Annotated in this window: 8 protein-coding genes and 2 pseudogenes; 7 read left to right on the top strand and 3 right to left on the bottom strand. The window is 58.7% G+C overall.

The annotated features are described in order from the left end of the window. The first annotated feature begins 266 nt into the window (after positions 1 to 266). The 6 genes and pseudogenes from EJ078_RS10120 (at position 267) to EJ078_RS10100 (ending at position 5,927) form a co-directional block, all read left to right on the top strand. Positions 267 to 1,494: pseudogene (locus EJ078_RS10120) on the top strand (cytochrome P450). Between the two features lie 29 nt (positions 1,495 to 1,523). After that, a pseudogene (locus EJ078_RS30335) lies at positions 1,524 to 1,646 on the top strand (ferredoxin); the annotation flags it as partial. 138 nt (positions 1,647 to 1,784) lie between these two features. Next, entirely contained in the window at positions 1,785 to 2,372 is a 588-nt protein-coding gene (locus EJ078_RS10115; protein ID WP_236378846.1) for a nuclear transport factor 2 family protein, read from the top strand. 148 nt (positions 2,373 to 2,520) lie between these two features. Further along, positions 2,521 to 4,122: an SDR family oxidoreductase gene (locus tag EJ078_RS10110; protein WP_091599495.1), complete on the top strand. Its 1,602-nt coding sequence runs from the start codon at positions 2,521 to 2,523 to the stop codon at positions 4,120 to 4,122. Between the two features lie 138 nt (positions 4,123 to 4,260). Beyond that, entirely contained in the window at positions 4,261 to 5,313 is a 1,053-nt protein-coding gene (locus EJ078_RS10105; RefSeq protein ID WP_091599492.1) for an LLM class flavin-dependent oxidoreductase, read from the top strand. A gap of 14 nt (positions 5,314 to 5,327) precedes the next feature. Further along, complete coding sequence (locus tag EJ078_RS10100; RefSeq protein ID WP_127315236.1) at positions 5,328 to 5,927, top strand: nitrogen fixation protein NifQ; 600 nt, start codon at positions 5,328 to 5,330, stop codon at positions 5,925 to 5,927. On the opposite strand, the gene rpoN is transcribed toward EJ078_RS10100, so the two are convergent. The 3 genes from rpoN to EJ078_RS10080 form a co-directional block, all read right to left on the bottom strand. Further along, positions 5,924 to 7,357: an RNA polymerase factor sigma-54 gene (gene rpoN / locus EJ078_RS10095; protein ID WP_063169381.1), complete on the bottom strand. Its 1,434-nt coding sequence runs from the start codon at positions 7,355 to 7,357 to the stop codon at positions 5,924 to 5,926. The genes EJ078_RS10100 and rpoN overlap by 4 nt on opposite strands. A gap of 68 nt (positions 7,358 to 7,425) precedes the next feature. Then, entirely contained in the window at positions 7,426 to 7,959 is a 534-nt protein-coding gene (locus EJ078_RS10090) for a peroxiredoxin (RefSeq protein ID WP_063169380.1), read from the bottom strand. Positions 7,960 to 9,565: 1,606 nt separating this feature from the next. Further along, entirely contained in the window at positions 9,566 to 10,519 is a 954-nt protein-coding gene (locus EJ078_RS10080) for an IS481 family transposase (RefSeq protein WP_063169377.1), read from the bottom strand. 796 nt (positions 10,520 to 11,315) lie between these two features. On the opposite strand from EJ078_RS10080, the gene hisC reads away from it, so the two are divergent. Beyond that, a complete protein-coding gene (hisC, locus tag EJ078_RS10075) occupies positions 11,316 to 12,446 on the top strand; it encodes a histidinol-phosphate transaminase (protein WP_063169376.1) in 1,131 nt (376 codons plus the stop codon). The last annotated feature ends 66 nt before the right edge of the window (positions 12,447 to 12,512 follow it).

The following is a 12,512-nucleotide window of genomic DNA, read 5'->3' as shown; positions in this document are numbered from 1 at the left end:
GCGTCTGCGAATGACTGCGCAAGTACCGTGCCATCAACGACAGAAGGTGGTCTAGCTTTCTACATCTGTGTCCGACGCTGGACAAGAATGTTGCAATCCCGACCAGTAAGTCAGCACAGGCGCCACCTGTTGCCCAGCAAACGGCAAGGATTATCGAAAGACGAATTCGGCACGGAGCTTGCACCAACGATTGCATGCAAATGCCGACAGCATCTCATGAACGGTCTCTCGATTCTGGCGCGGTTAAATCGCGGCGGTTCCAGATCATGTCCCGCCGAAAGGTGAGGGACTTCACCTGTTTCTCGCCCGGCATGTTGCGACCCAACGGGGAATCCCGCCAATGGGGCCAGCGACGTGGGCTGTGCGGGACGGGATCCGCATGCAGCGGTTGCTTGCGTTCATGCCGGGCCTCCGATCTTTTATTCAACCAGCAACACGCGCGACGGTCGGGGTACCTGGGTCATCACTCGCGCGAGCGACCAGCGCCGGGTGCTGCAGGACACCGAAACGTTTTCCAGCCATCGCAGCATCTTCGCCTCTGTGCTCGGCGAGAGCTGGCCGATGATCCCGCTTGAGCTCGATCCGCCATTCCACGGTGTTTTTCGCTCACTGCTCAATCCGCTGCTTTCGCCAAAGCGGGTAATGGCATTGGAGCCGGCTGTCCGGGAACGAGCGATCAAGCTGATCGACAGGATCGCCGCATCAGGCACGAGCTGCGACATCATGAAGGATTTTGCAGTTCCGTTCGCGGTCAATATCTTCCTTCGCTTTATTGGGCTTTCGGACGACGGACTAGAAACATTTGTCGGCTGGGCTAGAGATCTGCTCCACGGCGATAAGGAGCAACGACCACCCGCAGCCCGGACGATCGTGGCCTTCATCGACGAACTTGCCACCGAGCGCCGCAAGGAGCCGGTCGATGATTTCATGACCTTCATCGTGAAGGCAAAGGTCGAGGGCCGTCTGCTCAGTGACGAAGAAGTCCGTGGCATCGGCGTGCTTGTGTTCGTCGCGGGGCTCGACACGGTCTCAGCAGCCATATGCTTCGACTTGGCCCATCTCGCGCGCAACCCCAAAGATCAGGAATTGCTACGAAGCGAACCGGACCGGATTGCCGTCGCCGCGGAAGAATTGCTGCGCGCCTATTCGACCATTCAGATGATCCGAGTGGCAACGAAGGATGTCGACTTCAAAGGCGCGCCGATCCGCAAGGGAGACTATGTTTCCTGTGCCACGATGATTGCCAATCGTGACCCGGCGGAATTCGAATACCCGAATGAGATCGATCTGGCGCGCGAGGACAACCGGCACGCTGCCTTTGGCTATGGTCCCCATCGTTGTCTTGGCTCACACCTTGCCCGGCGGGAGATTGTCATTGGCCTGGAGGAGTGGCTGGCGCGCATCCCAGCCTTTCGGATCAAGACAGGGACTGAACCCATCACCTTCGGCGGCCATGTGTTCGGGATCGAGAATCTGATCCTGGACTGGTCCTGAAGTTTCCGCCAACGACATTGGAGTTCGCTATGCGTGTCATCGTACACAAAGCCAGATGCCAGGGTCATGCGCGCTGCTTGGCGCGGGCGCCGAGAGTCTTCAAGCTTGATGACGACGGCTACATCTTGCCCGGTGATATTGATGTTGCCGATGGGGAGCAACTGCTTGCCTCACAAGGGGTAAGAGCCTGCCCCGAACAAGCTCTGGAAGTTGACGAGCCCCCCGCTAACTCAATTGTAGAGAGAGACACACGCAAAGTGCAGACTGGCGTCGGGAAGGACAAAACAATCATACAATTCGCGACAGAACCTGTCGACCACGCGAAAATTACCGAACTGCGTGACCGAGAGGCGATCCGCAACTGCCTGTATCGGTACTGCCGCGGGATAGACCGCGCCGATGAGGCGGCGCTGCGTAGCGCATACTGGCCCGAAGCGTATGACAGGCACGGTCCCTATTGCGGACCGGCAGAGGACTTCATCCAATTTGCTCTCGGTCTGCCGGGGCAGCGTAACATCCATCAAATCACGAACAGCCTGATCGACTTCATCAGTTCAGCAGAGGCCGCGGTCGAGAGCTATTTCACCGCGCTGCAACGCGGACCGGATACAGACCAAGAAATACGTCAGACGCTGCTTTGCGGCCGTTACTGCGATCTGTTTCAGAAGAGGCAGGACGAGTGGCGAATTGCGGAACGGACAGTCGTCTACGATTGGGTTGAGGAGCAAATCCCGCCAGCGATTCTTGAGGCAGATAGGTTCGGCCGGCGACAGCCGATTGGAGCACCACATCCAGACGATCCCATCTACCAGCTGCTCAAGCGTCACATCCCCACCGACCAAGATGGCGTCGAGGGTCCCCAACTGGGAGCTGCATAAGTGGGTAGAAATGGAGGATGAGCGCCTTGCGGGATTGAGATCTGTGTGGGGCCGCAACTGGCGGTCACTGCAACGATTTGGCTCGACCCTTCATTCCGCCCAAGGTCGATGGGCTGAGATCACAAGCGGTCATCGTGGAGAAGCTCTCGTGAAACTGGCAGCACGCACCGTAATCATCACAGGCGCCGCGGGCGGGATCGGCCGTGCCCTGGTCGATATCCTTGCCGCGGACGGAGACACTGTAGTTGCGGTGGACCTTCCGGGCAGTGGTGTGGTTGAACTGGCTCGGGATCTCGGGTCGCCGCACGTCGGTCTGGAGTGCGATGTGTCGCGAGAGAAGGACATGCTCTCACTTTTCGGCCAGGTCGAAGCACGGTTCGCGCAAATCGATGTCCTCATCAACAATGCGGCGGTTGGACCCACGATGGATAGGATCATCGACACCGCTGTCGATACCTTCCGACGCGGCGTGACAGTGAACCTTATTGGGCCATTCGTTATGGCCCGGGAAGCGGCGCGGCGCATGAGGCCGGGCGGTGCGATCGTCAATGTGGCTTCGATGGCGGGCGTGGTCGGCAATCCCAGGCGCAACGCCTACGCAGCCTCGAAAGCTGGCGTGATCTCGTTGACAAAGTCCCTTGCGTGCGAGTGGGCTATGCGAGGAATCCGCGTCACGGCGGTGGCGCCGGGCTCCGTCCGCACCCCAATGGTCACAGAACTGGCACGCGCCGGCAAAATGGACCTCGCGGCGATACGCCGCCGCGTGCCGATGGGGCGCTTGGCTCGCCCCGACGAGATCGCCAGGGTCGTGCGTTTTCTGAGCAGCACGCAGGCGCGCTACATCACCGGCTCGGTGCTGGCAGTCGACGGAGGCTGGATGTCATTCAACCAGCCGGGGGATGCTCACCCGCCGGTGGATAGTGCGCTCCAAGCCGAGCTCTCCTGTCCGGCCGAATGCACAGATGCGCGAATCGTGCTCGTCACCGGTGGCGCAAAAAGCATTGGCGCGGCCGTCGCTCGCCGCTTTGCCGCGAACGGCGACACCGTCGTGATTGCTGATAAAGATGGCACTGCAGCGGCAGAGCTGGCTACATCGCTCCCCGGCAAGCATCTGGCGAAATCGCTGGACGTGGCCGTCGAGAGCGATGTGGTGTCGATGTTCGAAGAGCTGAGGCGACGCTTCGGGTATATCGATGTTCTGGTCAATAGTGCTGATACCGCCGACAGGATTGTGCCTGCGATCGAGCAACTGTCGAAACAGCTCGAACACGTCCTGGATGTCAACCTTACCGGCGCCTTCACCTGCGCGCGCGAAGCGATCAAGGCTATGCGCCCGGGCGGCGTGATCCTCAATCTCGGGTCGATCGACAGCTTTCTGCCGTTCGCGCCGCGCCATGCCTACGGCGCCTCCAAGGCGGGGATGGATATGCTGACCCGTTGCATGGCGGCCGAACTCGGCCCGGTCGGAATTCGGACAGCCACCGTCGCTCCTGGCCACATCCGCACGCCCGCACTTGCTCAGTTGGCCAAAGCCGGCCGCATCGACCTGGCAGCAATCGGACGACGCATCCCCATGGGCAGGATGGGACGGCCAGAAGACGTCGCAGATGCATCGTTCTTCCTTGCTTCGTCTGACGCCTCATACATCAACGGCTCGATCCTCTACGTGGACGGCGGCTGGACCTCGTTCGGTGATGCGGGAAACGCCAGCGAACTCTATGACGAATGTTTTGCGGAGGCCGCAGGTTAATTGCCAGGCATTCGCAGGGCGACCGGCCGAGCATTATGAAGCCTCGGCTCCACGACGCACCCGAGGTGCTTGAGATCCAAGCATGCGCATGCCGAGCACATTCCCGGTCGGCTGACGTGTCTATAACGAGGAGAAATCATGGAATTTGCCACTTTCATTCTGGCCGCCCAGCGTGGCTATCACCAATCCTCAGAAAGCGTCATCCGCAACTCCATCGAACAGGCCGTCGCTTCGGAGCAGGCTGGGTTCAACACCGCGTGGTTTGCTGAGCACCACTTCAACAATTACAGCCTCATACCATCCCCGCTGATGATGGTGGCGCACTGCGCCGGCTTGACAAGCACGATTCGCCTGGGCACTGCCGTCTGCGTGCTGCCGCTTTACCAACCGCAGCGCCTGCTGTCCGAGATCGGCTTCGCCGACATCGTTGCGAACGGCCGTCTCGAGCTCGGCGTAGGCTTGGGATACCAGCAGTTCGAGTTCGAACGGTTCGGCGTGGACATCGATGAGGCGCCGGCCGTCTTTTCGGAATACCTGGACATCATTCTCAAGGGCCTCAACCAAAACGTCTTCGAACACGACGGCCAGTATGAGAAGATCCCCCCAACAGCGATTTCGGTCCGCACAGTCCAGCAGCCGACGCCGCCTATCTGGATCGCTGGCGGAGCCGCACGGATGGCTCGGGCCTACCGCGAGGGGCACAATTTTTTTGTCACAGCCTTCCACGACGGCTTAGAGACTTTGACCACACTGCGTGAATCAGTCGAGAGGGCGGCGGCATCCGAGGAAAAGAACGTCACCGACGTCAAGATATCGCTGCTGCGCTGCTGCTATGCCAGCCACGACGAGTTGGAGATCAACAGCTATCTCGACAATGCCCGCTTCCAGCGCCGGCTTTCTGAAGCCCTGCATCAGCGCCGCCAACAGAGCCACGATGGCTACCTGCTGCAGGAGACACCGACCCAGCAGGATCTGTCCTTCGAGACCATGCGCAAAAATTTGCCGATTGGCAGCGTAAATCGCGTGATTGATCGCCTGCTGGAAGAGATCGATGTCTTGAAACCGGACCAGATCGCAGTTCAGACTCAATTGGGCGACTTCGACCAAAAGACGATGCTGCGCCAGATCGAGCTCTGGGGCGACAAGATCATCCCTGCGGTCAACAAGGCGCTTTGTCATGCCGGAAGCTGAAGCCGGCCGTTACGATGATGGCTGCCTATCCACGCGCGCAATGGCGTGGGTCCGAGCTAGGGAGGAGCTTCGATCAGCATGTGCTGCCCTGCGTGCTTTCGCGTTCGCTTGAGGAGGTCCAGGCGGGCGAGGTGTTGGCGACGGAGGGGACAGGCCTTTCGTCTGTCGAATTGCGTGATGTCTTGGCCGCAACTTTCCCGTCTACCTCCAGCAGCGTATTCGCTTTGGAGGAGTTGAGCGAGCCCGAGCCGGAACTGGAAGAGGAGCTGCTGCGCCGGCTGCTGCTAGCGCATGCTGCGCCGGGCGACCCGGCGAGCGCCCGCTTGGCCAAGATCATCGCCCGGCGTGCGATGCGCACGGACCATCTTTGGCGGGATCTTGGCCTCTCAAATCGCGCTGAGCTCAGCCGCCTGCTTGCCAGACATTTTCCCGCGCTGGCGGCAGGCAACACAGAAAACATGAAATGGAAAAAGTACTTTTACCGCAAGCTGTGTGAGGCCGAAGGCTTTTCGTCATGCACAGCACCCAGTTGCGGGGAATGCCATGACTTCGAAAGCTGCTTCGGCCCGGAGGAAGTTGAGAGTCGCCTCTCGCCGACCACGAATGTCGGTTAGTCACTTCGCTTGATCGCAGCTGCGGACAAACGCTTATCGCGGCGCCGTCGTATGGAGGAAGGGATGTTCATCGCCTCGCGATATTTGGTGACGGTACGGCGAGCGACATCGATGCCGGTCTCCTTGAGTTGAGCAACGATGTCTTCGTCGGAATGTACCTTGTCGAGCGATTCTTCGGCTATGATTGCCTTGATCCGATGGCAGACAGCTTTGGCGGAGTGCGCATCGCCGCCCTCGCAGGATGCGATTGGCGCAGCGAAAAAATACTTCAGCTCGAACACCCCGCGCGGAGTCAACATGTACCTGTTCGAAGTCACCCGGCTTACCGTCGACTCGTGCATGCCGATCTCGTCAGCGACATTTTTGAGACAGAGAGGCCGCAGATGGGCGGCGCCGTGTGTAAAAAAGGCATCCTGCTGGCGCACGATTTCGGTCGCAACCTTAAGGATCGTCTTAGCGCGCTGCTTGAGACTGCTGATCAGCCAGTTCCCTTTTTCCTGGCAATTGTCGAGAAACGCTTTGCCTTCCGGATTTTGCTTGGTCAGCTGCGAGATTTCGGCGACATAGGTGTGGTTGATCAACACTTTGGGCAGCGTGGCCGGATCAAGCTCCACCCGCCATCCACCTTCGGACTTGGGCATTACCCAGACGTCCGGTACGATGGTTTCCGGCGTCCCGGACTGGAACCGGTCTCCAGGCTTGGGATCGAGCGCGCGGATTTCGTTCCTCATGTCGAGGAGATCCTCCTCGTCGACTCCGCAACGCTGCTTCAATCCCTGAAAATCCCCCCGTGCAAGCATCTCGAGATTGGCGACCAAAGCTGCCATAGCCGGGTCGAACCGGTCTTGCTGGCGCAGCTGAATCTCCAGGCATTCGCTGAGAGTTCGCGCAAAAATGCCCGGCGGATCAAATTGCTGCAAGATTCCGATGACCCGTTCCACATCAGCTTGCCGAACGTTTAACGTCCTGGCCAGATCGAAAAGGTTTACCTGAAGATAGCCAGTGTCCTCCAGATGAGCGGCGAGCTGTCCGGCAATCAGCCGCTCCTGGGGGGTGAACGGGTTGAGGGCGACCTGGCGGGCGACATGGTCGTGCAATGTTTCGGTGTGGGCGGTAAACTCCTCGACGGCAGGTCGATCGTTGCCGCTACTGCGTTGCGACTTCCATTGCCCGCGCCCGCCAGACGGCCCGCCAATGGGCGATTCGCCGATTTCGCTTCTGCTTTGACTGCTCCGCTGATCCACCCCTGGCAGCGGCGAATCGTCGTCAAACGGGTCAGGCTTCAAAACGGGGTTCTTCTCGAGTGCCTGCTGCACGAGCTGATGGAGTTCAGTATGCGTCAATCGCAGCAAGCGAATAGCTTCAATGGCTTGAGGCGATAAGACCATACGTTGCTTCTGGCGTTGAAGCAGGCTTGCTGAGAGATGCATGTTGAACCGTGATCTGCCGAGGAGGCTCTAGTGTGTGCTTGGGTTGTGTGAGACTTTCCACTTCTGGGTCATGCCGCCGCCTTCAATTTGTCGAGAACGTTTTGCGGGGATGAAACGCCATAGGGGTCCGTCTCGCAGTTGTCACAGAAGCCTTCCTCCTCGAACCACTGCTCCACCACGCCATCGTCGATCAGAGCGGCGTATCGCCAGGAGCGCATGCCAAAGCCCAGATTGTCCTTCGCGACCAGCATGCCCATTTTGCGCGTGAACTCGCCCGACCCGTCTGGGATCAGCTCGATCTTCTGCAGCCCCAAGGACTTTCCCCACGCATTCATGACGAAAGCATCGTTGACCGAGACGCAGTAGATCGCGTCAATTCGCAGTTCCAGAAATTGATCATAGAGTTTTTCGAAATCGGGCAGTTGGAAGGTCGAGCAGGTCGGGGTGAAGGCGCCAGGCAGCGAGAACAGGATGATGCGCTTGCCCCCGAAATAATCGTCGGAGGTCTTGTTCTCCCACTGATAAGGATTTGGCCCCCCGATCGACTCATCGCGAACACGCGTGCGAAAGGTCACGAGAGGAACGTTCTTTCTATAGGTCATTGATTTGCTTCCAGGCCAAAGTGGTACGGTGCATTTTTCGGTTAAACTGAAGCGGCATCGACTTCGGTCGACAGTTCCGGCAGCCTCGCGCCTTGGCGTGGTTGCCTCGGACCGGTCTTGTGCAAGACCGCCCCCGAGCAGGCACGTTTAACGGCGACGAGCTTCCGCGGAGACGGGGAATTTTGCTCGCGTGCTTTATCGAGCTTTGAGAGGTAGGCATGGTCTGCAACCGTGATTTTGACTGCGTTCTATCGACCGAGTCGCAAGCGCCATGCCAATTGACCCGATGCCTTGGGTTCACTTCGGTTTTTGCAGCAACTTTCGTGTTGTGCAGTAATGCCGGTCGATATTATTGCTCAAGCAGCACTGGAAATTGGGTGCGACTCCGTTCGGCAAACCCGGCCTTTGTCCGAAGCCGGACACGAATGTCGGAAATAGCCAAACGCCAGGATCTGGGGCGGGTTAAGAAACGTTGCCGTGGGCACCGGCTTCAGCACAATTGCGCCACGCGAGCATGGCTCCCAGCGTCAATGCCGTGCAGCAGCGAGACGAAGTCACTGCAGAATATCAACCTCTGCGAAGTCGTTGAAACCCAGCATGTGCGAGCCGTTCGAGGCGCAGATCAAGGCATGCTCGAGGAAGAGCTCGTGCTCTCGGCAGCAAGTGTTGCGACGTCTGACAAGGATCGTCGCGCTTCAAGGAAAAGAACCTGAATGGTGCACGGCTTGTGAAGGCCGGCGCATGGAAATGGCTGGGCTGATCATCCTCCATGAGGGTTGAATGAAGAGCTGGCCCCTATCTCCCTCAGCTGCAACGGGGGGAGATAGGGCATGTCCGTCTATCGCGCTGGGTAACATTCCTCGGTGATGCAATAAGGGGGAGCAATTTCTCATTTCGGCAGACACGACCCAGCTCTCCTTTCATGCGCTGATTCCCCCAGGGGAAATCGCGACTCCAGGCTTCCTATGCAGCGAATCGCGGTGCTGTCCGATGTCCGACAATGTCGGATGCGGATCGTAGCTGGGCTAGATCCGTCACTTTGCCTCGATGGTTTCCCACTGGCCTTATATCTGCTTCGCCCAAATGCGGCGACATAACCTGTGCGGCATCTGTGAATGGATCGACTTCAATCGAGACCTCGGAGGTCCCGATGCGCGAAGGGAGCTTGCCGATATGACGGCCACCATAGCGAACCACGGTCCGGACGACGAGGGGACTTGGATCGGCGGGCCTGCGGCGCTGGGACACCACCGCCTGGCAATCATCGATATCCAGGGCGGCCGCCAGCCGAGGATGCTCCAGGGGATGGCCGACCTGACTTGGTGCTCGTCTACACGGGTGAGACTTACAACTACCGCGAGCTGCGTCAACAGCTGGCCGGCCTAGTCCATCGCATGAACACGAGCAGTGACACCGAGGTGGTGCTGCACCGCCCCCGCGAGTAGGGCTCTTCGGCGGGTACACTTTTTTCACGAAATCCGTGAATGTTTCTCGCGACATCATCCCGCAATCGGTGGTGCAGCGGGTGAAGAGCCCGTATCCGGCTATCCAGAATGCCGCCTACGACAAAATACTACGTACGCGGTTCACTGTGATGCTGGACGACCTAGTTGTGGAGCTTCAACAGGTTGTCCTCGATCAGGGCGAGGCGACTGATAGGCGTTTTTGACTTTAGGCTGCCATGTGGACGATGCCAATTGTATCTGTGCAGCCAGACAGGCAGTTCGGCGGCACGATGATCGGATGTCGGATAGGCAATGGCGTAGGCCCATTCGCGCAGTGCTGTCTGGATGAAGCGCTCGGCCTTGCCATTGGTCTTGGGCGTATAGGGTCTTGTCGTGACGTGCTTGAGGCCGAGATCGCGGCAGGCCTTGGCGAAGGCCTTTGATCTGTAGCAGGAGCCGTTGTCGGTCATGACGCGGGCTATCGTGACGCCGAGGCTGGCGTAATAGGCGACCGCGGCCTTGAGGAAGGCGATGGCGCACTCCTTTTTCTCGTCGGGCAGGATTTGCGAGAAGGCGATGCGGGACGCGTCGTCGATGCAGACATGGACGAACTCCCAGCCGGCGCCGCGCGACTTGCCCTTTTGCGGATCGCCGGTGATACGATGGCCGACTTGGCTGAAGCGGCCGAGCTTCTTGATGTCGATATGGATCATCTCGCCGGGATGCTCCCGCTCGTAGCGCCGGACCGGTTCGGCCGGCTCGATATCCCTGAGCCGCGACAGCCCGGCACGCTTGAGAACCCGGCTGACGGTGGCGGGCGAGACGCCGACCTCATGGGCGATGTGCTTGCCGGTCAGCCGCTGGCGACGCAAGGCTGCGATGCGCTCGGCCACGGACTGTTCGGTCAGGCTCGGCATGACGGTGGGCCGCGACGAGCGGTCGACCATGCCGGCCCGCCCTTTGGTCTTATAGCGCTCGACCCAGCGCGCCACGATCTTGGCCGACACGCCATAGACGCGCGCCGCATGGGCTTTGGAAAAAGCGCCTTCTATCACCGATAACGCCATCTCCTCTCGACGCAGCGGTGTGAGACGGGCATTCTTGTGGATGTTCATTCGGACCCTCCGATGGATGCTGAAGCGTGGTAACTCCAGTCTCCTCGGTCCGGTCCGAATGGACAACCTCTCGAAAGCTCACACCTAGTGCCGGCAGTGGCACCGCTGTTGTCCGTCGACAGGTCCCGCGCTTGCTCGGTGCGACCAACAACCTTAAGCGCTAGGGCGTAACCTGACCCTGCAAGATCTCCTCACCGACTATAAGGTGCGCCTCACGATCTGAGACGATGGGACAGGATGGCTAAGGAGGTGCGCCGTCTTGCATGCCCCGCCAGCGAGGCGAACCCTCTCGGCTACGCGCGCCACCAGCGACGCTCCATATCGTCAGGCCTGCGTCTCATGCTCAGATGAGCCGGTATTTGGCTCTCTCATCAGCAAACCGAGAGAGCCCATGCCAAGACGGAAGCAAGCAAGACGAACGAGCGTCAGAGATATCCTGCGCCTGACCCATAAACAGGGCAGTCCGGTGGGCCAAGGTGGCAGAGCAACTGAGGTTCGGCAAGACTTCGGCTTCCACCTATCTGCGGGCGCTGGAGACGGGCTGTCGTGCAGGCCCTGCATGCGGCTTTGAGGACGATGCGATGTTGAAACACCGTCTGTTGCGCCGAATCGGCCGTCGGCCAAACGTTGGGTCGTCATCAGGTTCTCGACAGCTTCCCGGTGTCAAATCCAAACCGTGGTCGGCGATCCCCACCAGGGTGGGAAGGCAGCGCTGATATAGCCGAACGTCGATCAAGTCACGATCAACGATTGCCTCATGTCACATGCCCTGCGGGACTGAAAAACGGAGAAGAACATGTGCGATGCAAAACTGAAGACCGTGCTTTCGCTTTTTTCGCCGGTGGCCAGCAAATTAGATGCTCTCTCGTCCAACGGACCAGCGACGGATGCAAACTGCGTTAAGCTAAATACGAACGAGAACCCGTTTCCGTTGCCGAAGAGCGTAATGCAAAGTGCAATTGCTGCGATCGAACACCAGTATCTTTATCCGGAAGACGACAATCTCAGCTTAAGGGCAGCTGCCTCCGATGCTTACGGATTTTCCAAAGATCAGGTGATTGCCGGCAACGGTTCGTCGGAGCTGCTCGGACTCATCTACAGAGCTTTCCTCGCCCCAGGAGATAGAGTGGCAATGCTGTCGCCCGGATTTTCGTTCAACCGTAAACTTGCCATGTTGCAGGGTGCCGAGTTTCTCGAAATCGCATCGAGCGAAGCTCATCCCCTGCCGATAGAAAAACTGCTGTCCGGCCCCGCAAAAGACGCGAAGTTCATTCTGTTGGCTAATCCGAACAATCCGACCGGAACATTCGTGCCGGTGGCCGAAATCGAACGCCTTGTGGAGCAAGCAGATCGCTTGGTCGTCTTGGATGAGGCCTACGTTGACTTCGCACCCGACAATGCCCTGCGCCTCGTCAATAGACATCCGAATCTTTTGATCTTGAGGACTTTTTCAAAGAGCTATGCTGCCGCTGGCGTGCGAGTCGGCTTCGGTTTCGGTCACCCAGAAATCATTGGCAGGCTGCGCAACATCCAGAATGTCTTCAACATGAACGTGATCGGGCAGGCGGTCGGGAAAAGCATTCTTGCGCATCGCCACGCCTACGAAGAGAACCACAGGCACATCAAGCATGAACGACAGCGAGTGACCCTGGCGCTGTTGCAACTTGGCTTTTCCGTAACACCCTCCCACGCAAACTTTTTGCTGGCCCGTGTGCCGGCGGGACAGGAGGGCTCATGCTGGCAAGCCGCGTTGAAAGAGCAGGCGATCCTCATCGCCAGCTTTCCTGACGTAGATTTGAAGAACTGTATTCGCGTCAGCATTGGCACCACAGAGCAGATGGACAAATTCCTTGCTGCCGCCGAACGCGTCTGTATGAACTTTAAGAAGGATCGCGGTGCTCACAAGCATGAAGTCGATTCACATTAAGCATCAAGTAATGATATGTCGTGAGCTATGATGATTAGCGAATAAATATAGGTAATTTGGAGAACA

The organism is Mesorhizobium sp. M1A.F.Ca.IN.022.06.1.1, assembly GCF_003952605.1.
GTDB lineage: Bacteria > Pseudomonadota > Alphaproteobacteria > Rhizobiales > Rhizobiaceae > Mesorhizobium.
This window is presented reverse-complemented; position numbering and strand designations above follow the sequence as displayed.

Coding starts and splice junctions, on each gene's coding strand:
- EJ078_RS10100 (WP_127315236.1), top strand. CDS start 5,328: ATGATGGCTGCCTATCCACGCGCGCAATGGCGTGGGTCCGAGCTAGGG.
- hisC (WP_063169376.1), top strand. CDS start 11,316: ATGTGCGATGCAAAACTGAAGACCGTGCTTTCGCTTTTTTCGCCGGTG.
- EJ078_RS10105 (WP_091599492.1), top strand. CDS start 4,261: ATGGAATTTGCCACTTTCATTCTGGCCGCCCAGCGTGGCTATCACCAA.
- EJ078_RS10080 (WP_063169377.1), bottom strand. CDS start 10,519: ATGAACATCCACAAGAATGCCCGTCTCACACCGCTGCGTCGAGAGGAG.
- rpoN (WP_063169381.1), bottom strand. CDS start 7,357: ATGCATCTCTCAGCAAGCCTGCTTCAACGCCAGAAGCAACGTATGGTC.
- EJ078_RS10090 (WP_063169380.1), bottom strand. CDS start 7,959: ATGACCTATAGAAAGAACGTTCCTCTCGTGACCTTTCGCACGCGTGTT.